Here is a 21,066-nt window from a genome sequence, read left to right on the forward strand (position 1 = left end):
TGGAGAAGCGCAGGCCGGAATTCCCGACTGGCTCGGAGGTCTGACGCGGCGACACGCCGGCGGGCTTCGCCGGGATTCGTGATCCCATCACGGGTATGGGCAGGTGGGGCGTGGCGGAGCGGCCGGGCGGAGAGGCAGGTCTCCGACGTCGGCGGAGATTCCGGCAGCGGCTGAAACGTCGGCCGGCGGCGTCGAACCACCGCCTCCGGCTCTCGACCATGATCGGCTCGCGATGGTCGGGGACGGAACGGGGTGGCGGTGGCTCGAAGCGGGATGGCCCGAACCAACGGATTGCGCGGATCCGTGGCCTAGAGCGGATCGCCGTCGGGTGGACACGCCCGGCGGCGTGAAGCCGCGCCGGGAACAACGAGCGACAGCGAACCGCAGTCCCGACCGGACTGCGGTTCGCCGTAGAATGGCCGCCTGAAAGCGGCCCGATGCCCGGCGAGGCGCTGGGACATCCTGCACAGCAGCGGTACGGCAGTCATATTGTTGCGGAAAAACCCGCGAAATACGCTCCGCGGCGATCCTGACGGAGCAGAATGCCGTGTCTTCCGCGATGCTCCCGCGCGTTGCCGCGTCCGCACCGGAACCTTCCCGCTTCCATGGCCAACGGGATGCGGGGTGCCGCGGGGCCGAGCGGCCACGCCTCGCGGCGGCGCGTGCCGCGGATGACGCCGCCGTGGTCGCCCGGGAAGGTATTCGGCGCGGCGTGCCGGCACTGGTCGATCGGGCGCGGCGGCGCGGCGCCGGCGCGCCACGCCTCCTCGCCGCGGCGACGCTGTGCTGGCTGGGCGGGGCGGCGGCGGCGATGGCGCAGGCACCGGCCGGCGACGCCGCGACCATCGCCGAGCTCCGTCGCCAGCTCGACGAGTTGCGGCACCGGCTGGAGCAGCTCGAATCGCGCGGGCCCCGAGCCGGCGGGCAGGCCGCCGCTGCCCGTGCCCCGCGCAACGCCACCACGGCCGCCCGTGCGCCCGTCGCGCGGGGCGAGCCCGTCCCGGCCACCGGCGTGGCCGACCACGGCGCCGCGCAGACCGAGCTGCGGGCCGCGCGGCAGGCGGCGGCCGAGGCCCAGGCCGCCGCCGCGGCCGCCCAGGCCTCGGCGCGGGAGGCGGAGCGGCGGGCGGCCGAAGCCGGCCAGGTGGCGAGCGGCCCCGCCCTGCGGCTGGAGCAGAACGTGCCCGGCCTGGCGCCGCCCGAGCCGATGGGCCGCGCCTTCGAGGACGCGCTGCGCGCCGACCTGCCCGGCATCGCCTTCCGGGTGCCGGGTACCGACACCCAGGTGCGCCTCTACGGCTTCGCCAAGCTGACCGGCTACACCGACCTCAACGGCCGCAACCAGACCGACACGCCGCCGCCTTCCGGCATCCCGCTCACCGGCAGCAACGCCGACCGCCAGGGCGGCGACTTCGGCATGTCGGCCCGCTTCAGCCGCTTCGGCGTCGACACCCGCACCCTGACCGGCTGGGGCACGCTGGAAACCCGCCTGGAGGGCGATTTCGGCGGTGGCGCGCCGACCTCCTCCAACGCCACCTTCCGGCTGCGCCAGGCCTGGGCCGAGCTGGGCACGGATGCCTTCCGCGTGCTGGCCGGCCAGGCGAACAGCCTCTGGAACGAGGGGCTGTTCGAGACGCTGATCGACGCGACCAACCTGAACCAGTCCTTCGTCCGCCAGGCGCAGCTGCGGGTGACGGGGCGGCTGGCGCCGGGGCTGACCGGGCAGTTCTCGATCGAGGCGCCGGAGACGCAGTACACCTCGGCCGCCGGCGTCGTCACGCCCAGCAGCAACGTCGATGGCGGCGCCAGCCCGGCCTTCAACGCCATGCCCGACTTCCTCGGCCGGCTGACCTGGCGCGAGGACGGCGCCGAGCTGGGCGTGCGCGGCATGCTGCGGGAGCTGCAGATACGCACCGCCGGCACCGCCGTGGCGGACCCCGCGGTGACGCGGCGCACGCTGGGCTGGGGCCTCGCCGCGCATGGCCGGCTGCCGATGCGCTGGCTCTCCGACGCGTTCGGCACGGACGAGGTGATCGGCATGGCCTTCTACGGCGAAGGGATCGGCCGCTACTTCGGCGGCAACACCTTCGGCCAGGACGCGCTCTCGACGATCGGGCTGGCGAGCCATGCCGGCGACGTGCGGCTGGACTCGATCCCGAGCTGGGGCGCGGTCGCGGCCTATCGCCGCTTCTGGACGACGCAGCTGCGCAGCAACTTCTCCTACGCCTACGCGCGGCAGGACTATCCGGGCTACGCGCGCGACTTCACGCCGGGCTCGGCGGCGGCGCTGTCACTGAACCGCGAGATGCACCAGGTCTTCGCCAACCTGATCTGGAGCCCCTTCGCCGAGGTACGCAACGGCGTGTTCGGCAGCGGCTGGCTCGATCTCGGGCTCGAATACCTGTTCACGCGGCGCGACCTGCTCGGCGGCGCCACCATGGCGGGGCCGGGCGCGGTCGGCCACGGCATCGCCAACCGCTTCATGTTCGCCGCCATCGCGCGGTTCTGAGACCCAGCGACGCAAGCGGTGGGCGACGCAGGCGGTGGGCGGCGCAGGCGGTGGTGGATGAGGCGGATGTCGAGGTCGGCGGCACGGGTGGCTCGGGGGACACCGCCGGCGGGCCGAGCCGCGTTGCGGGCGCAGGCCCCGACCACCTTCGCAACGGCACCCCGTGGCTCGCCGCGATGCCACGAAACGCCAGCCTCTCCTCGACCATCCGCATGCCGGACGGAACGCGGCAGCGGGGGCGATCCGGGTCACGGATGCGGCCAGTCCCGGTGGGAGGCGTCCGATGGGAGGCGTCCGGCGGGTGACGGTCCGGGCGCCGCGGTCCCGGGCAGGCGGAACGATCCGGCGCCGCCGCACCCTGCCGCGCCGTCCGGCTCAGCGCCGCGCCGCGTCCAGCCCCGCCCGCGCCTTCTGCCGGAAGCGCGCGGCATCCTGGGGCGGCACCTGGGCGGCAAGGCGCTCGATCAGGTCGTCGAGACCGCCGGCCTCGGCGGCGGTGCGGCGCAGCAGCACGCGGGCGATCGGGCCGACGAAGACCGCCAGCGCCGTCTGCAGCGCCTCCAGCGCCGCCGGGCCGGGCTGAGCCGGCGTCGTCGCGGACGATGCGCCGGGCATGGTGGCGCCGATGCCGGTGCCGTCCGCCGGTCGGCCATGCCTCGCCAGGGAACCGGCACGGGAGCCGTCCCGCGAGCCGGCCTGTGAGCCCGGGCGCGAACCCGGCAGGCCCGGATCCGTGCCGTGGCGGCGCAGGAAGACGGTGCGGTCCTCGGCGCGGTCCAGGTGCGCGACCAGCGACTGGCACAGCGACTCCCGGTCCGTGGCACGGGCGGCGGCGCGGCGCACCAGGGTCTGCGCGATCGGGCCGAGGTGGCGGGCAAGGTCCTGCGCCATGGCCGAGAGCAGCGTGGCGTCGAAGGCGGCCGCGAGCCCCGCCGCGGGGATTCCCGCCGTGCCGCCGCGGCTGCCGGGCTCGGCGGGCGGGCCGGCCCCCGGCCGGGCGAGCAGCACCGTCGCGGCCGCCTCGCCGCCGGGACCGGCGAGCAGCGACCGCAGCGCCGCGGCGAAGGCGGCGGCGGTGGCGAAACGCTCCTCGGGCGGCTTGGCCAGGGCGCGGCGCAGCAGCGGCACGAAGGCGGGGGCGGCCGCCTCGACCGGCGCCATCGGCGCGGGATCGGGGCTGGCGAGCCGCAGGATGGTCTGGCTGAGGCCGCCGCCGCCGAACGGGGGATGGCCGCAGAGCATCTCGTAGAGCACGGCGGCGGCGGCGAAGAGGTCGGCGCGGTGGTCCACCGCCGTGCCCCGCGCCTGCTCGGGCGCCATGTAGGCGGGGGTGCCGATCAGCCCGCCATCGGCGGTCAGCGCCGTGCGGTCCGTGCGGCCGAGGCGTGCGATGCCGAAGTCGGTGATGCGCGGGCGGCCGTCCGGCGCGATCAGGATGTTGGCGGGCTTGATGTCGCGGTGGACGATGCCGAGCGCGTGCGCGGCGCCCAGCGCGTCCAGCACCGGCGGCAGCACGCTGCCCGGGCCCAGCCCGTCGCGCGCCGCCGCCGCGCGCCGCGCCGGATCGCGCAGGATGGCCGCGAGGCTCGGCCCCTCGACCAGTTCCATGACCAGGAAGGGCGCCGGTTCCTCCGGCGTGCCGGCATCGCCGAAGTCGTGCACGGCGACGATGGCCGGGTGGGTGGCGCGCGCCGCCGCGCGCACCTCCTGCCGGAAGCGCGCCAGGTACTCGGCGCGCAGCGCCGGCTCGATCGCGTCGGCGCGCATCACCTTGACCGCGACGGCGCGGTCGATCAGCGGGTCGTGCGCGCGGTACACCACGCCCATGGCGCCACGGCCGAGCACCGCCTTCGGCCGGTAGCGGCCGAGCGGGGGCAGCGCGGTGGCGGCGCCCGTCGTGTCGCTCATCGCCGGTCCGCTCGCCACGGGCCTCGCCGGCCGCTTCGCCGGACACCGCGCGCCCGTGCCGGGAGGCGGGCGTGGCCGGCCGGCGCCCCGGCCGTGCCGGGGCGTGGTGGCGCCGCGCCGCCCTGGCGGGGCGGGCGTCGCGGCCCGGCCATCGGGGGGAGGCTCATGCGTCGAGCATGCTCATGGCGCTGTCGAGGCTGCGGCGCATCCGGTTGAGGGAGCGTGAAAGCCCGGCGATCTCGTCGCGGCCCTCAGCCTGGAATTCCTCCACCCCCGGCTCGCCGAGGCTGACGGCGCTGGCGATCCGCGACAGGCGCAGCACCGGGCGGATGACCAGGAAGTGCAGCATGAGGTTCAGCACCACCATGATCGCCAGGAACACGCCGCACAGGATCTGCATCGCGGCGACGAACTTGCTGTTGGCGCGGTCGAGCGCCAGCGCCATCGGCACGGAGACGACCTGCGCCGCCACCGTCTCGCCGAGCTGCCAGCCGAAGCCGTTGGTCGGGCCGTAGGCCGAGATCATCGAGGCCGGGGCGCGGTCGGGCGTGCTGTGGCAGGTGAGGCACTGCATGTCGCCCACGTTGATCGGCCGCGCCAGGCTCAGCGCCCGGCCGGTCGGGGTGTCGCGCTCGCCCACCAGCTCGGCGAGGCCGGGGCGGTTGCGGAAGGCGTTGATGAAGTCCGCCTCCCAGTCCGTGGCGCGGTCGGTGGGGTTGGTCGGGTTCAGCGCCGGCTCGCGGTAGGTGTAGTCGGAGAACTGTGCCTGCACGGTGCGGAAATTGGTCTGCGCGGCGTAGGAGGGGACCGAGGCCGGCTCGAACCGGCCGGTATTGGCATGGACCAGCAGCGGGGCGATCTCGCGCGCCGTGTAGCCGCGCACCGCCGAGGCCGCGCTCATCATGATGCGCGCATCCTGCAGCACCTCGTCGCGGGCATGGGCCACGAATTGCTGCTGCAGGAAGTACCAGGCGATCGCGAAGCCGAGCAGGAAGGTCGAGATCAGCGCGAGGTTGAATTTCGTTCGCAGGCCCATGGCAGCTTTTCGTTCTTGCCGGCGCCCGGGCGCCGAGGCGGAAGACCGGAAGTATAATGAGCCGGAATAATTTGCTACTTTCGGTTTCTTCACCCGCGCCGATTGCCCCCGTCATCCCTCCAATCGACCCCGGAACGTGTCCCCGCCGCCACGCCGGCGCCCAGGTCCAGCCCCGGTGAGATGCCGGGTGATGGCGCCGGGCGGCACACCGGGCGGCAACCCCCCGCCGCCGGTGGCGTTACCGGCGCGGTTCCAACGCGAGAGGATCTAGATGACCGGCTTCCTCATCCGCACCCTGGTGACGGCGGTCGCGCTCTGGGTGGCGGCCGCCGTGGTGGGCGGCCTGCGCTTCGACAGCACCGGCACGCTGATCCTGGCCGCCATCCTGTTCGGCATCGTCAACGCGGTGGTGCGGCCGATCTTCGTGATCATGACCCTGCCGCTCACCATCCTGACGCTCGGCCTGTTCCTGTTCGTGGTGAACGCGGCGATGCTCGGGCTGACCGCCGCGCTGCTGCCGGGCATGCACGTCGCCGGCTTCTGGTCGGCGGTGTTCGGCGCCATCGTCGTCTGGCTGGTGAGTTGGGCCGTGAGCGCCGCCACGGGCGCCGCCGACATGGGTTAAGCTTGTTGGGGTTGAGCCTGCTGGAGTTGAGCCTGTTGGGGTTGAGCCCGATGGGAGCCGAGCCCGTCGGGGGCTGACCCACGGCGGGCCGGCTGCGGCGGACCGGCAGCCGGCGAAGCGCCCCCGCTGGACAGCCCCACTGGACAGCCCCGCTGGGCAGCCCCGCTGGGCGCCCCCCCGGCCGCCGCCTCGCCGGCATCGTCATCCGGAGCACGGGGAACTGGTGGCGCCGCCCGAAACATGGCATCCCGACCGGCGAGGATGACGCCGCCGCCCGGAACGCCGCCCCCACGCCATCCGCCCCCGCCGGCACGCCCGACGGGCGGCGTGGATGGCATGGTCCGTCGGCGGCGTCCGGGCGAGTCGCCCCGGCGCATCCCGGGCCGGCGTGGCGCGCTCCTTGCCTGCACCATCGCGCAGCTTCGCTTCCGCCACGCGCCGCGCGGCGCCCCCAACCCGTGAGGATCCGATGAACCGACGCTCTCTCCTGGCCGGCGCCGCCGCGCTCGGTGCCTCCGGCCTCGCCGCGCCCGCCGTGCTGGCCCCCGGGGCGCTGGCGCAGGGGACCGCGCCGAAGCCGATCCGCTTCGCGCTGGACTGGGCGCTGCAGGGCAACCACGCCATGTGGGCGCTGGCCGACGACCGCGGCGTGTTCCGCCAGAACGGCCTCGCCGTGCGCATGGACCGCGGCTTCGGCAGCGGCGACACGGTGGTGAAGGTGGCCTCCGGCGCCTACGACATCGGCTTCGGCGACCTCAACGCGGCGGTGAAGTTCAACGCCGAGAACCCGGACAAGCGCGTGGTCGGCATCTACGTGGTGTTCGACCGCACCCCGGCGGCCGTGGTCGCGCTGAAGAAGAGCGGCATCGCGACGCCGGCCGACCTCAAGGGCCGCAAGCTCGGCGCACCGGAGGCCGAGGCGAGCCGCCTGCTCTTCCCCGCCTTCGCGCGCGCGGCGCATGTCGACACCACGGGCATACGCTGGACCTCGATGGTGCCGAACCTGCGCGACACCATGCTGGTGCGCGGCGACGTGGACGCGGTGACGGGCTACCTGTTCACCGTCCACTTCAACCTGGTCGGCATCAACGTGCCGGAATCCGACATCGTCAGCTTCCCCTATGCCGAGAACGGGCTCGACATCTACGGCAACGCCATCCTGGTGCGCGCCGACTGGCTGGAGCGCAACGCCGAGGCGGCGGGGGCCTTCGTGCGCTCCTCGATCGCCGGCCTCAGGATGCTGATGGCCGAGCCGGATGCCGGCATGGCGGCGCTGAAGAAGCGCGACCCGCTGTTCGACGAGGCGCTGGAGAAGCGGCGCTGGTTCATGGTGCGCGACCGCTCGATCCTGACGCCCAACGTGAAGGAGGGCGGCTTCGGCGTGACCAGCCCGGAACGCACCGCGGCGCTGGTGCGGGCCAATGCCGAGGCCTACGGCATCGCCAACCCGCCCGCGCCCGAGAGCATGGTCACCGACCGCTTCCTGCCGCCCAAGGCGGAGCGCATGCCGGGCTGAGCCGCCGGCGCCGGGGAGGAGCCGGCGTTCACGGCCCCTTCCCGTCGAAGCCCAGCGCCCGCAGCGCCGCGACCGAGGATTCGGCCGAGCGGTGGTGGACGAAGGTGCCGCCCTTCGCCTCCCAGCCCTCGCGCGCCGCGGCGCGGTCGTCCACCAGCACATGGCCGGGGCCGGACCAGCGCGGCTTCTCGCGGCTCATGCAGGTGATGACGGTGACGCGGGCGCCGAGCATGCGCGCCACCCAGCGCCGCTTCTGCGCCGGGCCCAGCTGCCGAGCGGCAGGCCGGTCAGCACGGTCGGGTGGTGCGGGGCGCAGAAGCGCCAGAGCGCCTCGGCATCCGCCATGAACTCCAGCGTGTCGAAGAAGTCCGGGTGGCGGGCCAGGGCGCGCCACATGGCGGGCAGCGGCAATTCCTCGGGCGGGCGGCCGGTCACCGTCCGGACGCCACGGTCGAAATCGGCGAGCACGCCGTCGAGATCGAGGAAGAGCTGCACCGGCCGGATCCGCATGGGCCACGGAGCCTACGACGGATCGCCGGCGGGTGGGGAGACGGCCCGGGCGTCCGGATCCGCGCGCCCCGAACGGAAAGGCGTCCGGGAGCGCTTCGCCCTCCTGACGGGCTGGGTCCGGGACGGGCGGAGGCCTTCCCGGGGTGGCTGGGGCCCCGGGAAGGCGGGCCTTCCCCGCTGCCGGCATGCCTGCCGGCGACCCAGCCCGGATCAGTTCTGAACCTGCCCGTGCACGAGGTCGTGGATGTAGCCGAGCTTGTGGACCACGGCCGGCGACAGCACGAACGGGTACATGTCGGCGAGGCCCATGGAGCGGTTGAGGCTGTTGACGGCGAAGGTCAGCGGCAGCCAGGCGTCGATCACCTTCTGGAAATTCTTCGCCTTGTGCGGCTCGAAGTCCACCTCGGTGCTCAGCGCGTCGGTGTCGGCGATCTTCGGGTCGATGCTGATGCCGAAGGCGCCGGCGGTCTCCACCGTGTCGATGATGTGCAGGTAGTGCGCCCAGGTCTCGGCGAAGTCCTCCCAGGGGTGCACGCTCGCATAGGCGCTGACGAAGTTCTCCTGCCAGTCCGGCGGCACGCCGTTGGCGTAGCGGTCCTGCAGGGCCTGGTTGTAGTCCAGCCGGTCGTCGCCGAAGACCTGGCGGCAGGAATCGAGGTGGCCGCCGTCGCGCACCAGCACGTCCCAGTAGTAGTGGCCGACCTCGTGCCGGAAGTGGCCGAGCACGGTGCGGTAGTACTCGCCCATCTCCTCGCGCATCTTCTCGCGCTCGGCGTCGTCCGACTCCTTCAGGGCGATGGTGATGATGCCCTCGTCGTGGCCGGTCATGACGTGCGGGCCGCCATCGACCGGATCGCCCTTGAAGTCGAATTCCAGCCCGTGCTGCGGGTCGTCGATGCGGTTCTGCGTGGGCAGGCCGAGCTTGATGAGGGTGTAGAACAGCCGGTGCTTGGCGTATTCCAGCTTGCGCCAGCGCGTTAGGTTGTCGTCCACCGAGAGGTCGGGAATGGTGTGGTTGTGGCGGCAGGCGGCGCAGAAGCGCTCCGGCGAGTCCGCCTCGACCAGCCAGTTGCACACGTCGTGCTCGGCATTGTCGCAGAAGCGGTACTGGCGGCCGCCCTGGTCGGCCAGGGCGGTCCAGTTCTCGCCCCCCGCCGGCTCCAGCGCCGAGAGGGTGCCGAGCGCCGGGATGTAGCCCAGCCGGTGCTGGCAACGTTCGCAATGGGTGTTCTCGAAATAGAGGACCTGCCCGCAGGACTGGCACTTGAAGAGGTTCATGGGGTCGTTCCAGAGGTGGATCTCGCTGCGGCGACAACGCCCGGCGCGCCCGGGGTTCCGCGTGCATGCGAGATATGCGGCCGGGGCCGCCGGGTGCGCGCCGCGCCGGGGGTCCGGGACGCCGGCGAAGCCGGCCCGACGGGTGTGGTCCGCCCCGCTCGCCTGCCGGTCCTCGTCCCGATGCTGCCGCCTTCGGGCAGCATGACGCCGCCCGGAGAGCCTGCCGGGCCGGTCGCAGCGCGCGGTGCAGGTACCGCCGGCCACGCAACTCGTTGCCTTCGGTCAGGACTCGCTGTTCCGGGGTATCGGCCCCGGGCATCGTGGCGCCGCGGCTGGCGGCGCTGGGCGAACAGCGCCTCGACGGGGCCTATCCGAGGTTGCGCGAAACGCTGACCTCGTGAACGGACCCGGGGCGGGGCAGCGCCTCGGGCGGCATCGGCGACATGCCGGCGAGGCACTGCCGGGGCGGGGGCAGGGCGGGGCATCGTCGACCTATCGCAGGATTGGCGTGCATGGAGGGCGGACATGCCCGAGGGCGTGGTACCCGCGACGCGCCCCGATCGGGCCAGGGCAGGCCGCCCCGGCGGCGCGTAGCGTACCGTCCGGGGTTCCGCCAGCCATCCGAAGGGATGATTTCGCCGCGGCGAGCTTCCTCCCATCATGGTGGCCGCGGCAGCCGATCCGGCATGGCGGCGGGCGGTGCGCCGCGCGGCCGAGAGCCCGCCCACCGCCGAGGCCCGAAGGAGACCCGAGGGATGCGCCTGCCCCCACTCGCGCCGTCCAGCCTCACCCCGCGGCAGCGCCCCCTCTACGACGCCATGCGGGCGGGGGTCGCCGCCAGGTACGACCTCTTCACCACCATGCGCGAGGACGGGGCGATGCTCGGCCCCTGGAACGCCTGGCTGCACCAGCCGGAGGTGGGCACGGCCTTCCGGGGCGCCACCCAGGCCATGACGGCCTTCCGCATCCTGCCCGATGCCGTGCGTCAGGTGGCCATCCTGGCGGTGGGCGCGCTTCGGCGCCGCCTACCATTACAGTTGCTGTTTTCTTTTCAGATGTGAGCGTTGAACCCTCAGCGATTCAGGTCGAACGAAAACCGTTCAGGAACACGAACGCGCCGTCCCCGCCCCCTCCTCGCGGTCTATCGCCTCACGCCGCCGCCAGCGCCACCGCCGCCTCGGCCCGCATCCACACCGCCGTGTCGTGGAACACCGCGCCGCCGGCCGGCAGGGCCGGCTCGTCGCTGGTCAGCGCGTTGATGCCGGCGCCGGGCCCGCCGAAGGCGGCGGCGGGCCAGACGCTCTCCACCACCACCGTCCCCGGCGTCTGCCCGGGCACGTGCCGGGCATGCAGCACCACCTCGCCGCGCGCATTGCCGAGGCGCACCAGCGCGCCGTCAGCGATGCCGAGCCGCGCCGCGTCCTCGGGGCAGACCATCGCCTGCGGCCGCCCCTCGCGCTTCCGGGCGTTGGGGGTCTCGGTGAAGGTCGAGTTGAGGAATTGCCTTGCCGGTGCCGCGACCAGGCGCAGCGGCCGTTCCTCGGTGGCGGCGTCGACCAGTGGCGCCCAGTCGGGCAGGGCGGGCAGCCGGCCTTCCGTGTCGCCCAGCGCGCGCCAGTCGGCGCGGAAGCGGAAGCGCCCGTCCGGATGGCCGAAGCCGTCGAGGAAATGCGCCCGCTCGAAGGGCGGCTGCACGTCGAGCCAGCGGCGTTCCGTCATTTCCTCGGCGCCGGGGTAGCCGGAGGCGCGCAGCGTCGCGTCGGCGAGTTCCAGCCCCGTCATGCGGAAGGTCGGGTCGTCGAGGCCCAGGCGCTGCGCCAGGGCGCAGACCAGCTCGTGGTTGGAGCGCGCCTCGCCCGGCGGCTCGATCACCCGCCGCCCGATCTGGATGTGGCTGTGCCCGCTCGCCTGGTAGATGTCGTCGTGCTCCAGGAACATGGTGGCGGGCAGCAGGATGTCGGCGTACCGCGCCGTCTCGGTCATGAACTGCTCGTGGACCACGGTGAACAGGTCCTCGCGCAGCAGCCCGGCGCGGACGCGGTTGCTGTCCGGGCAGGTGGAGGCCGGGTTGCCGCTCTGCACCAGCAGGGCGTGCACGGACGGGCCGCCCTGCAGCGCGTCCAGGTCGCCGGTGAGGATGCTGGCGATGCGGCTCATGTCCAGCTCGCGCACCGAGGGGTCGCGCCAGGCGGTGCCCTCGATCAGCGACTTGTCCCAGGCGTAGATGCCGCGGTTGTTCCACAGCGCGCCGCCGCCCTCGTGCCGCCACTTGCCTGTGACGGTGGGCAGGCAGGTGACGGCGTGCATCGAGACGGCGCCGTTGCGCCCCCGCGTGAAGCCGAAGCCGACGCGGATGTAGGCGCGCGGCGTCGAATTGTAGAGCCGCGCGAATTCCTCGATCGCCGCGACGGTGAGCCCGGTGATCGGCGCCGCCCAGTCCGGGCCGCGCGTCGCGAGATGCGCCTCCAGCGCCGCCGGATCGTCGGCGTACCGCGCCATGTAGTCGCGGTCGGCGAGGCCGTCGCGGAAGGCGCAATGCATCACGGCGCAGGCCAGCGCCGCGTCGGTGCCCGGGCGCAGCGCCAGGTGCAGGTCGGCGGCGGCGGCAGCGCCGGTGCGGTAGGGATCGATCGCGACCAGCTTCGCCCCGCGCTCCTTGCGGGCGCGCGTGGCGTGGCTCATCACGTTGACCTGGGTGGAGACCGGGTTGGTTCCCCAGAGCACGACGAGATCCGAGCGCGCCATCTCCCGGGAGTCGACGCCGGTGACGCGGCCGCAGCCGGCGGTCCAGCCGGCGCCGGCGATGGCGGTGCAGATCGTGCCCTTGCGGCCGGACCAGCGCATGGCGTGGCGCAGGCGGAAGATGCCGTCGCGGTTCACGAGGCCCATCGTGCCGGCCGAGGAATAGGGCCAGACCGACTCGCTGCCGTGCCGCGCCGCCGCCCCGGCGAAGCCTTCGGCGATGCGGTCCAGCGCCTCCTCCCAGCCGATGCGGCGGAACCGGCCGCTGCCCTTCGGCCCGTCGCGCAGCATGGGGTGCAGCAGCCGGTCGGGGTGGTGCACCCGCTCGGCGTAGCGCGCCACCTTGTTGCAGATCACGCCCGCCGTGTACGGGTTGTCCGCCCCGCGCACGGCGCCGATGGTGCGCGCGTCCAGCACCTCCACCTCCAGCGCGCAGGTGCTGGGGCAGTCATGCGGGCAGACCGAGGGGCGGATCTCGGGCATCGGGCGGACTCCGTGCAGCGTCGTGGCGGCCGGGCCTCCTGCGGGGCGGCAGGGGCCGGGGCGGAAGTCTGCCCGCACGGGCGGGGAACGGCCAGGGCCGCGATGGTGCCCGCACGGCGCCGTATCAGCCGAGGATACCGTGCCGCGATCCGAAGGGAAGGCCGGAGGCGGCGGGCGGGCATCGGCGCCCCGGGCTCCGCCGGCCGGCGCCGCCGCTCCGCCGGACCCGCACCTCGACCGGCGGCGGGCCATCGCCCGCACGTGACCCCCTGCGCATCTCTCGAGACGTTCCGTTCACCGACGAGCCCGGCTGACCCGTTCCGGTCGTGCCCGCCGTCCCGGCGGCCAACCCGCCACGAGGCCATCCCGGGCTGGCGCCCACGCCTGAAGGCCATCCGGCATCGCGCGGACCACGCGATCGCCGCCACCCTGCAGACGACGACCCGACGCTGCCCGTCCGGGCCGCCTTCGCCGGGCCTGTGCGGGAGACCGGGGGCGATCAGCCGGCATCGGCGTCCAGCAGGGCCAGCAGGGCCGCCATGTCCGCGGGAAGCGGGCTTGCGAAGCGCAACGGCTCTCCCGTGGCCGGGTGGCGGAAGCCCAGCGTCGCCGCATGCAGCGCCTGCCGGGGAAAGGCGAGCAGCCCCTCCCGTGTTTCCGGCGGCAGCGTGCGGGAAGCGGCCGGGACACGGCGCAGATAGACGGGGTCGCCCACCAGCGGGTGCCCGATCTGCGACAGGTGGACGCGGATCTGGTGCGTGCGGCCCGTGGCGAGGCGGCAGCGCAGCAGCGCGCAGCCGGCACCCCAGGCGCGCTCCGTGGCGTAGCGGGTGAGCGCCGGCTTGCCGCGCGCCGCGTCCCGCCCGGTGAGCACGGCCATGCGCTTGCGGTCGGTCGGATGGCGGCCGATCGCGCCCTCGATCTCGCCGGCGACCGGGTTCGGCAGGCCCCAGGCGAGCGCCACGTACTCGCGGTCGAGGTCGCGCGCCGCGAAGGCTTCGGAGAGGGCGCGATGGGCGAGTTCGGTCTTGGCCACGACCATGACGCCGGAAGTGTCCTTGTCGAGCCGATGCACGATCCCGGGGCGCTTCTCGCCCCCGATTCCCGGCAGGTCGTCGCCGGCGTGGGCGAGCAGCGCGTTGACCAGCGTGCCGTCCAGGTTGCCGGGGGCCGGATGCACCACGAGGCCCGCCGGCTTGTCGAGCACGATGAGATGCCGGTCCTCGTGCAGGATGGTGAGCGGCATGGCCTGGGGCAGCGGCGCGGCGTCGACGGGGGGCGGGATGACGACGGCGTAGCGGGCGCCGGCGCGGACGGGCTCGGCGGGATCGGCGACGGGCGTGCCGTCGCGACTGACGGCGCCGGCCTCGATCAGCGCCTTGACGCGCGAGCGCGACAGCGAGCCTATCGCCGCGGCAAGGAAGCGGTCCACCCGCTCCCCCGCCGAGTCCGGCGGCGCGATGGCCTGCCGGATATCGGGTTGCGGAGGATTGGTGGCGGGGGAGATGTCGTTGCGGGCGCTCAAGTGGCTGGTCGGTGTGATGGGGGTGCTGATCGTGGTCGGCACCGTGGCGCTGGTGGCGGTGATCGTCCAGCGTCTTGGCAGCGCAAGGCTGCCCGTGGCGGAGGGCATGGCGCCCCTGTCGCTGCGCCAGCCCGAAGGGACGCGCATCGCGGGCATGGCGGCGAGCGGCGAGCGGCTGGCGATCTGGGTGGTGCGGCCGGACGGGGAACGCGTGCTGCTGGTCGACCCACGGAACCTGCGGCCGGCCGGCGAGGTCCGCCTGGGAGAGTGATCCCGGCGCCGGCCATCCGCGGCCGGTAGCGCGCGGGGTTGGTGGCCGGGTGCGGCGACCGGCATCGGGGCCGCGCCGTCGCGGCCCCGCGGGTTGCCCGCGCGCGCCGCGACCACGGCATGAGATCGGTCCGAGCGCCTCGCGTCACGCGACAGGTTCGCGGGCGGCCGCCCGGCGTGCGTAGGTTTCCGGAAACGGGTCGGCATGGGGCCGTGTCGCCATGGCCTGACCAGCTTCCCACGACGTCTCCCGCGCGTGTCGCCGCTTCCCCGACCGCAGCGCGCTGACGGTTCCGCCAAGGCCTCCGTCACGACCGGGAACACGATCCAGCCGGACCGCGCCGGCGACGTCGGGCCGGTCCACGCGCGGATTTGTCCGGCACGCCATCGGTCGATGCCTTGCCCCGACTGTTGATGCGTGTATCGGGAGAGGGCCGGGTCCGGGTACAGCCGCCGCGTCGCATCGACGGGCGGTCGCCTCGTCTTGCGGCAGTGACGGCGCAGCCGGAGGACGATGACGCAGATCTTTTCGCGCCACGCCGATTCCCGCCTGCGGCTCGCTGCCGGCCTGGGCCTTGCCGCCGTTGCCTTCCTCGCGGTCTCCGGCTTCTTCGTCGCGCGCTCCGGCGCCGCCTGGCAGGTGGGCGTGCCGGCGCGCCAGCCCATCCCGTTCAGCCATGCCGTGCATGCCGGGCAACTCGGTCTCGACTGCCGCCTCTGCCACGCCGGGGTGGAACGGCAGGCGGCGGCCGGCATGCCCACCGCCGAGACCTGCCTCGGCTGCCATCGGCAGGTCTGGAACGTCGCGGCGCAATTCGCGCCGCTGCGCTCGGCGCTGGCACTCGATACCCCGGTGGCCTGGGCCTCGGTGAGCCGGTTGCCCGACCACGTGCGCTTCCACCACGGCGCCCACATGGCTGCCAGCGTCCCCTGCGAGACCTGCCACGGACAGGTCCGGACCATGCCGCAGACGGTGCGGGCCGAGACGCTCTCCATGCAGTGGTGCCTCGACTGCCATCGCGACCCCGATCCGCGCCGCCGCCCCGCCGGGGCGGTGCTGGCGCGGGGCGGGGTGCCGGGCGATACGCCGCCGGAACCGTTGACCGGCCTCGGCGCCCGGCGCTTCGCGCATTTCGGTGTGGAGATCTCCGCCCTGACCCGTTGCTCGACCTGCCACCGATGAATGGTCCGCGATGACGGCCGGCCGCCCTGCCACCGACCCGACCCGCCGCGACGCGCTGGGGCTGATGGCAGCCTCCACGGCGCTCGCCCTCGCGGGCTGCGACGGGCCGGACGAATTCGGCCAGCCGCTCTGGTCGCGCGGGCGCGGCGCGCCGGACGCGGCCAGCTACGCCACGGTCCTGGAACTCGACGGGCTCGGGCGCGGCGTGCTGGTGCACACGCGTGCCGGGCACGCGGTCAAGGTCGAGGGCAACCCCGATCATCCCGCCAGCCTCGGGGCCACCGACGTCTTCGCCGAGGCCGCCGTGCTGTCGCTGCACGACCCGGAGCGCTCGCGCCGCGTGCGCGCCGGCGGCCGGCCGCGCCCGGAGGCGGAACTGGAGGCGGCTCTGGCGGCGGCGCGCGAGACCCTGCGGGCGACCGGCGGGCAGGGTCTGCGCCTGCTCACCGGCCCGGTTTCCTCGCCCACGCTGCGGCGGCTGATCGGCCAGGTGCTGGCCGCCTTCCCCGGAGCCGCGTGGCACCGGCACGCGCCGCTGGCCGAGGATGCCGCCCTGGATGGCGCGCTCGCCGCCTTCGGCCGGCCCGTCGCCGTCGTGCCCGACCTCGCCCGTGCCCGCGCGGTGCTGTGCCTCGGCGCCGACCCGCTCGGCGCCGGTCCGGCCCAGATCCGTCTCGCCCGCGACTGGAGCGAGGGGCGCGCGGCGGGGCGCGCCGCCGGCGCGCTGCCCTGGCTCTGCGTGGCCGGCGCCACGCCGGGCCTGACCGCTGCCCGCGCCGACCGGCGCCTGGCCCTGCCGCCGGCCGAGGTCACGCGGCTCGCCCGCGCCGTGGCCACGGCGCTGTCCGTGCCGGGCCTCGCCGCCACAGCCGCGCATCCCGAAGCGGGCGCCATCGCGGCGCGGCTGCGCGCGGCCGGGCCGGACGCGCTGGTGCTGGCCGGTCCGGGCGCCGGGCCGGAAGCGCACGCCCTGGCGCACGCGACCAACGCCGCGCTGGGCAGCGCGGCACGCCGGCTCGTGCCGTCGCCCCTGGGCGGCGAGGGATTGGACAGCGAGAGACTGGGCAGCGAGAGACTGGGCGGCGAGGGAAAAGCGGGGGAATCGCTGCGCGATCTCGTCTCGTCGATGGCGGCGGGCACGGTGTCGCACCTGCTGGTGCTCGACGCCGATCCGGTGGGCGAGGCGCCGGCGGCGCTGGGTTTCGCCGCCGCGCTGGACCGCGTGCCGTTCAGCCTGCATCTCGGCCCCCGTCTGGACGCGACCGCCCTCGCCGCGACCTGGCACGCACCGCTGCGGCACCCGCTGGAGTCCTGGGGGGATTCCCTCGCCTTCGACGGCACGCCTGCGCTGTGCCAGCCCGCCACCGTGCCGCTGGTGGCGTCGGCGCGCGATGCGGCCCAGGTGCTGCTCGCCCTGCTCGGCCATTCGGAGCCGGAGGGCGGCCCGAAGGCCGGCACGGCGCGCGCCGCGGTGCGCGCGACCTGGGCGGGGCGCTGGAACCTGCCGGCGGATTCGGCCGAGTTCGCGGCGCGCTGGGAGGCGGCGCTGGAGCGCGGCGTGGCCGGCGAGGCGCCGCCCGCCCTCGAACCGACGCCGCGCCCCGGCTGGGACACGCTGCGCGACCCGCCCCCGACCGACGGCCTCGTCGCCGCCTTCGTACCGGACCCCGCCGTCCGCGCGGGCGAATGGGCGCACAACGCCTGGCTGCGGGAGCTGCCGCAGCCGCTGACCGGTCTCGCCTGGGGCAACGCGGCGCTGCTCGCGCCCGCCACCGCCGCCGCGCTCGGGTTGCGCGCGGGCGACGAGGTGATGCTGGCCCTGGAGGATCGCCGCGTGCCGGCGCCGGTGCTGCCGCTGCCCGGCCATGCCGAGGGCGTCGTGACGCTGCCGCTGGGCGGCGGCCGGCGCGTGGGCGAGGTGGCGGCGGCGGGGCGGGGCTTCGATGCCGGCCTGCTGCGCCCCGCCGACGGCGCCGCGCTCGCCGCCGGCCTGACCCTGCATCCCACCGGCCGCCGCGCCGCGCCGCCGCTCGCCCCGACCGCGCGCGGGCAGGAGGAGGCGCCGCGCCTGCTGGCCCCCGGCGGCTCCCTCGCCCCGCCGCCGCGCGACGCCTCGCTGCTGCCGGACTGGCCCTATCCGGGGCCCGCCTGGGCGATGGCGATCGACCTCGATGCCTGCATCGGCTGCAATGCCTGCGTCCTGGCCTGCCAGGCGGAGAACAACGTGCCCGTGGTCGGGCCGGCGGCGGTGGCGGCGGGCCGCGCCATGCACTGGCTGCGGATCGACCGGGACGTGCTCGGCCCGGCGGGTGGCCCGGAGGCCGCCGGCCGGGACCCGCCGGCCACGCAGTTCCGCCCCGTCCCCTGCATGCATTGCGAGCAGGCGCCCTGCGAGCCGGCCTGCCCGGTGAACGCCACCGTCCACGACAGCGAAGGGCTGAACGTGATGGTGCATGCGCGCTGCATCGGCACCCGCACCTGCGCCAATGCCTGCCCCTACGGCGTGCGCCGCTTCAACTGGGAGGACCACCGGCGCGCCGTGGCGGGCGCGCTGCGCAACCCCGAGGTCTCGCTGCGCCCGCGCGGCGTGATGGAGAAGTGCACCTACTGCTCGCACCGCATCGCCGCCGCCCGCGCCGGCGCGGCGGCGGGCGACGGGCCGGCCGGACCTGCGCGCACCGCCTGCCAGTCCGCCTGCCCGACGCGCGCCATCGTGTTCGGCGACCTCGCCGATCCCGACGGGCCGGTGGCGCGGGCGCGCCGCGACGGCCGGCACTTCCTGCCGCTCGGCCAGCTCGGCACGCGGCCGCGCACCTCCTACCTGGCGCGGATGGAGGGCACCGCGCCGGCGCCGCCGGCCGACGGGGCACCGGGATGAGCCTCTCCACCGCGCCCCTCGCCCGCGCCGCGCTGCGCCGGCACGGCGGCACGTCCTACCGTCTGGCCGTGGCCGCCGCGGCGTTCGGGGTGGTGGTGCTGGCCTGGGCGGTCGCGGTGCTGCTGGTGCGCGGCATCGGGGTCTGGGGCAACAACCAGCCCTTCGTCTGGGGCTTCGACCTGATCGCCTATGCGTGGTGGATCGGCGTCGCCAACGCCGCCAGCCTGTTCGCCGCCGTCCTGGTGCTGCGCCGGCACGGGCTGCGCACCGCCGTGAACCGCTTCGCCGAGGCCGCGGCGCTCGCCGCCGTGCTGGTCGCCTCGCTCTACCCCGTGCTGCATCTCGGCCGGCCGCTGCTCGCGCACTGGGTGTTCCCGCTGCCCATGACGACCGGCGTCTGGCCCTATTTCGGCAGCACGCTGGTGTGGGACTTCTGGGGCATCGTCTCGCACCTCGTCGTCACCTCGCTGTTCTGGTTCATCGGGCTGATCCCCGACCTCGCCACGCTGCGCGACCGCGCCGCGCGCGAGGGCCGGCTCGGCGTCGCGCGCGCCTACGGGCTGTTCGCGCTGGGCTGGCGCGGCTCGCTCGCGCACTGGCACCGGCACCAGGCGGCCCATCGCCTCGTGGCGGCGCTGGTGCTGCCGCTGCTGCTCTCGGCGCAGACCGTGGTGGCGCTGGAGTTCGTGGCGACCCCGGTGCCGGCCTGGCACCAACCCCGCCTGCCGCTGCAGGTGCTGCTCACCGGCCTGCCCGCGGGCCTCGGCGTGGTGCTGGCGCTGGCGGCGGTGCTGCGCGGCGGTCTCGGCATCGAGCGCCACATCGACGATGCCGACATGGACCTGCTGGCGCGGCTGCTCGCCGCCGCCGGGGCGGGCTGCGCCGCGCTCTACGCCTACGACGCGCTTTCCGGCCTCGTGCTGGGCGACGCGGCGACGCGCGCGGCCTACGCGGCGCGTCTCTCGCACCCGGCCTGGTGGGGCGGGCTCGCGCTGGGCGCGCTGCTGCCGCAGCTGCTGTGGTGGCGGCGGCTGCGGCTGTCGGCCCGGTCGGTCGTGCCGATCGGGCTGCTGGCCTCGGCCGGGGTGTGGCTGGACCGCTGGTCGCTGGTGGTGGACGGGCTCGACCGGGCGGGCGCCGCCTACCGACCCAGCCTGAACGAGTGGGCGCTGCTCGGCGGCGGGCTGGCGCTGTTCTGCCTCTGCCTGCTGCTCTTCGCGCGGCACGTCCCCGTGGTCTCCATGTTCGAGATCCGCCACGAGGAGAACGAGCGCGAGCGCGAGGAGGCGGAGGCTTGAGCGGCCGGCAGGTGGCGCCTCTGCTCGGCCTGGTCGCCGAGTTCGACGACGACGCGCCGTTGCTGCGCACGCTGCGCGACGCCCGCGCCGCCGGCTGGCGCGGCCTCGATGCCTTCGGCCCGCATCCGCTGCCCGAGGCGGCGCCGCTGCTCGGCGTGCGCGCCACGCCGGTGGGCATCGTCGCGGCCTCGGTCGGGGTGGCGGCGGCGGCGGCGCAGTACGGCGTGCAGTACTGGCTCGGCGTGCAGGACTATCCGCTCAACGTCGGCGGCCGGCCGCCGCATGCCTGGCCGGTCTTCCTGCCGGCGGCCTACATCGTGGGGGTGCTGTGGGCGGCGGCGGCGGCGCTGGTCGGCATGCTGCTGCTGAACCGGCTGCCGCGCCTGCACCACCCGATCTTCAACGCGCGCGGCTTCGGCCGTGCCAGCGAGGATCGCTGGTTCCTGTTCCTGCCGGCCGCGGATGCCGGCTTCGACCCGGTGGCGGCGGAGCTGCTGCTGCGCGCGCATGGGCCGCTGCGGGTGACGGAGCTGAGGGGATGAGCGGGGCATGGCTTCCCGGCATCGCGCGCATCGCCGCCGCGGGGCCGGAGGCGCCCGTCGCGCCGGGTCCCGTGCCGCCGCGCATGGCGCCGTCGCCGCGGCCCCCGGCCTTCGCGCCTCCGGCGTCCGCCGCGTCGCCCGCCCCGTCACCCACTGCGTCGGCGGCCGGCCTTCTGGGACCGCTCGTCCTGCTGTTCGCGATGCCGTTGCTCGCCGGCTGCGACGGCTGGCCGGAGAGCCAGCCGCCCCCGCCGCCCAGGCCGGCCCCCGAGGGCTCGGTGGCGCGCGGCACCGCCGCGCTGCGTGCCGCCCTGGCGCCGCCCGGCCCGCCGGTGGACGGGTCGCTGCGGCGCCTCGGCGCCGACCGCTACGCCATCTTCTGCGCCGCCTGCCACGGCGCCGCCGGGCGGGGTGACGGCGTGGTGGTCGCGCGCGGCCATCCGCCGATCCCGCCGCTGCCCGCCGACCCGGCGCGCAGCATGGCCGCGATCGCGGAGAACCGCGGCGGCAGCCATCCCTTCGCCGACCGCCTGTCGCCGCGCGAACGCTGGGCCGTGGCGCGCCACGTCGAGGCGCTGCGCCCGGAGGCCGCGCCGTGACGATGCCTGGAAGCCACGCCGTGCCGCCGGCCGGAGGCCGCACCTTGCCGCCGGCCGGAGGCCGCGCCTCGCCGTCGGCTGGAGGCCGCGCCTTGCCGTCGGCCGGAGGCCGCGCCTTGCCGTCGGCCGGAGGCCGCGCCTCGCCGATGCCGGGAGGCCGCTTC

Annotated in this window: 17 protein-coding genes; 10 read left to right on the plus strand and 7 right to left on the minus strand. The window is 75.2% G+C overall.

Annotated features, from left to right (window positions below):
* The first annotated feature begins 712 nt into the window (after positions 1 to 712).
* Entirely contained in the window at positions 713 to 2,509 is a 1,797-nt protein-coding gene (locus M0638_RS24235) for a DcaP family trimeric outer membrane transporter (protein ID WP_345893067.1), read from the plus strand.
* Between the two features lie 375 nt (positions 2,510 to 2,884).
* Here the strand turns inward: M0638_RS24235 and M0638_RS24240 are convergent, their stop codons facing one another.
* Positions 2,885 to 4,417: a serine/threonine-protein kinase gene (locus tag M0638_RS24240; protein WP_248669537.1), complete on the minus strand. Its 1,533-nt coding sequence runs from the start codon at positions 4,415 to 4,417 to the stop codon at positions 2,885 to 2,887.
* A gap of 163 nt (positions 4,418 to 4,580) precedes the next feature.
* Positions 4,581 to 5,453, minus strand: coding sequence for a Tll0287-like domain-containing protein (locus M0638_RS24245; protein ID WP_248669538.1), 873 nt, complete (start codon positions 5,451 to 5,453; stop codon positions 4,581 to 4,583).
* A gap of 271 nt (positions 5,454 to 5,724) precedes the next feature.
* Between M0638_RS24245 and M0638_RS24250 the strand changes: the two genes are divergently transcribed.
* Together M0638_RS24250 and M0638_RS24255 are read left to right on the plus strand one after the other, a co-directional pair.
* Positions 5,725 to 6,078: a phage holin family protein gene (locus tag M0638_RS24250; RefSeq protein WP_248669539.1), complete on the plus strand. Its 354-nt coding sequence runs from the start codon at positions 5,725 to 5,727 to the stop codon at positions 6,076 to 6,078.
* Positions 6,079 to 6,547: 469 nt separating this feature from the next.
* The gene (locus tag M0638_RS24255) at positions 6,548 to 7,594 is read left to right on the plus strand and encodes an ABC transporter substrate-binding protein (protein WP_248669540.1); all 1,047 of its coding nucleotides are present in this window, start codon (positions 6,548 to 6,550) and stop codon (positions 7,592 to 7,594) included.
* Positions 7,595 to 7,622: 28 nt separating this feature from the next.
* Here the strand turns inward: M0638_RS24255 and M0638_RS24260 are convergent, their stop codons facing one another.
* The 3 genes from M0638_RS24260 to M0638_RS24270 all read right to left on the minus strand — a co-directional run bounded on the left by M0638_RS24260 (position 7,623) and on the right by M0638_RS24270 (position 9,382).
* The gene (locus M0638_RS24260; protein ID WP_248669541.1) at positions 7,623 to 7,826 is read right to left on the minus strand and encodes a hypothetical protein; all 204 of its coding nucleotides are present in this window, start codon (positions 7,824 to 7,826) and stop codon (positions 7,623 to 7,625) included.
* Positions 7,790 to 8,104: a hypothetical protein gene (locus M0638_RS24265; RefSeq protein ID WP_248669542.1), complete on the minus strand. Its 315-nt coding sequence runs from the start codon at positions 8,102 to 8,104 to the stop codon at positions 7,790 to 7,792. Before M0638_RS24265 ends, M0638_RS24260 begins: the two co-directional genes overlap by 37 nt.
* 210 nt (positions 8,105 to 8,314) lie before the next feature.
* Entirely contained in the window at positions 8,315 to 9,382 is a 1,068-nt protein-coding gene (locus tag M0638_RS24270; protein WP_248669543.1) for a zinc-binding metallopeptidase family protein, read from the minus strand.
* A gap of 755 nt (positions 9,383 to 10,137) precedes the next feature.
* Between M0638_RS24270 and M0638_RS24275 the strand changes: the two genes are divergently transcribed.
* Entirely contained in the window at positions 10,138 to 10,443 is a 306-nt protein-coding gene (locus tag M0638_RS24275; protein ID WP_248669544.1) for a hypothetical protein, read from the plus strand.
* An 88-nt stretch (positions 10,444 to 10,531) separates the two neighbouring features.
* Here the strand turns inward: M0638_RS24275 and M0638_RS24280 are convergent, their stop codons facing one another.
* Positions 10,532 to 12,607, minus strand: a complete 2,076-nt coding sequence (locus M0638_RS24280; protein ID WP_248669545.1) for a molybdopterin-containing oxidoreductase family protein — start codon at positions 12,605 to 12,607, stop codon at positions 10,532 to 10,534.
* 499 nt (positions 12,608 to 13,106) lie between these two features.
* Positions 13,107 to 14,114, minus strand: a complete 1,008-nt coding sequence (locus M0638_RS24285; RefSeq protein WP_408903670.1) for an RluA family pseudouridine synthase — start codon at positions 14,112 to 14,114, stop codon at positions 13,107 to 13,109.
* Between M0638_RS24285 and M0638_RS24290 the strand changes: the two genes are divergently transcribed.
* The 6 genes from M0638_RS24290 (at position 14,113) to M0638_RS24315 (ending at position 20,902) form a co-directional block, all read left to right on the plus strand.
* On the plus strand, positions 14,113 to 14,403 hold the full coding sequence (locus M0638_RS24290) for a DUF6476 family protein (RefSeq protein WP_248669546.1): 291 nt from the start codon (positions 14,113 to 14,115) through the stop codon (positions 14,401 to 14,403). The genes M0638_RS24285 and M0638_RS24290 overlap by 2 nt on opposite strands.
* A gap of 513 nt (positions 14,404 to 14,916) precedes the next feature.
* Positions 14,917 to 15,585 carry a cytochrome c3 family protein gene (locus M0638_RS24295; protein WP_248669547.1) on the plus strand — a complete coding sequence of 223 codons (669 nt, stop codon included), beginning with the start codon at positions 14,917 to 14,919 and terminating at the stop codon, positions 15,583 to 15,585.
* A 10-nt stretch (positions 15,586 to 15,595) separates the two neighbouring features.
* Positions 15,596 to 18,463 carry a 4Fe-4S dicluster domain-containing protein gene (locus M0638_RS24300; RefSeq protein ID WP_248669548.1) on the plus strand — a complete coding sequence of 956 codons (2,868 nt, stop codon included), beginning with the start codon at positions 15,596 to 15,598 and terminating at the stop codon, positions 18,461 to 18,463.
* On the plus strand, positions 18,460 to 19,761 hold the full coding sequence (nrfD, locus tag M0638_RS24305; protein ID WP_248669549.1) for an NrfD/PsrC family molybdoenzyme membrane anchor subunit: 1,302 nt from the start codon (positions 18,460 to 18,462) through the stop codon (positions 19,759 to 19,761). The genes M0638_RS24300 and nrfD overlap by 4 nt, the downstream gene beginning before the upstream one ends.
* A complete protein-coding gene (locus M0638_RS24310; protein WP_248669550.1) occupies positions 19,758 to 20,303 on the plus strand; it encodes a DUF3341 domain-containing protein in 546 nt (181 codons plus the stop codon). Before nrfD ends, M0638_RS24310 begins: the two co-directional genes overlap by 4 nt.
* A gap of 200 nt (positions 20,304 to 20,503) precedes the next feature.
* Complete coding sequence (locus tag M0638_RS24315) at positions 20,504 to 20,902, plus strand: c-type cytochrome (protein ID WP_248669551.1); 399 nt, start codon at positions 20,504 to 20,506, stop codon at positions 20,900 to 20,902.
* The last annotated feature ends 164 nt before the right edge of the window (positions 20,903 to 21,066 follow it).

It is taken from the genome of Roseomonas acroporae (assembly GCF_023223525.1).
Classification (GTDB): domain Bacteria; phylum Pseudomonadota; class Alphaproteobacteria; order Acetobacterales; family Acetobacteraceae; genus Roseomonas_E; species Roseomonas_E acroporae.

Bases quoted from the DNA above. Each gene is read 5' to 3' on its own strand.
- M0638_RS24240 (WP_248669537.1), bottom strand. From the start codon at position 4,417: ATGAGCGACACGACGGGCGCCGCCACCGCGCTGCCCCCGCTCGGCCGC.
- M0638_RS24245 (WP_248669538.1), bottom strand. From the start codon at position 5,453: ATGGGCCTGCGAACGAAATTCAACCTCGCGCTGATCTCGACCTTCCTG.
- M0638_RS24250 (WP_248669539.1), top strand. From the start codon at position 5,725: ATGACCGGCTTCCTCATCCGCACCCTGGTGACGGCGGTCGCGCTCTGG.
- M0638_RS24255 (WP_248669540.1), top strand. From the start codon at position 6,548: ATGAACCGACGCTCTCTCCTGGCCGGCGCCGCCGCGCTCGGTGCCTCC.
- M0638_RS24260 (WP_248669541.1), bottom strand. From the start codon at position 7,826: ATGCTCGGCGCCCGCGTCACCGTCATCACCTGCATGAGCCGCGAGAAG.
- M0638_RS24265 (WP_248669542.1), bottom strand. From the start codon at position 8,104: ATGCGGATCCGGCCGGTGCAGCTCTTCCTCGATCTCGACGGCGTGCTC.
- M0638_RS24270 (WP_248669543.1), bottom strand. From the start codon at position 9,382: ATGAACCTCTTCAAGTGCCAGTCCTGCGGGCAGGTCCTCTATTTCGAG.
- M0638_RS24275 (WP_248669544.1), top strand. From the start codon at position 10,138: ATGCGCCTGCCCCCACTCGCGCCGTCCAGCCTCACCCCGCGGCAGCGC.
- M0638_RS24280 (WP_248669545.1), bottom strand. From the start codon at position 12,607: ATGCCCGAGATCCGCCCCTCGGTCTGCCCGCATGACTGCCCCAGCACC.
- M0638_RS24290 (WP_248669546.1), top strand. From the start codon at position 14,113: ATGTCGTTGCGGGCGCTCAAGTGGCTGGTCGGTGTGATGGGGGTGCTG.
- M0638_RS24295 (WP_248669547.1), top strand. From the start codon at position 14,917: ATGACGCAGATCTTTTCGCGCCACGCCGATTCCCGCCTGCGGCTCGCT.
- M0638_RS24300 (WP_248669548.1), top strand. From the start codon at position 15,596: ATGACGGCCGGCCGCCCTGCCACCGACCCGACCCGCCGCGACGCGCTG.
- nrfD (WP_248669549.1), top strand. From the start codon at position 18,460: ATGAGCCTCTCCACCGCGCCCCTCGCCCGCGCCGCGCTGCGCCGGCAC.
- M0638_RS24315 (WP_248669551.1), top strand. From the start codon at position 20,504: ATGCCGTTGCTCGCCGGCTGCGACGGCTGGCCGGAGAGCCAGCCGCCC.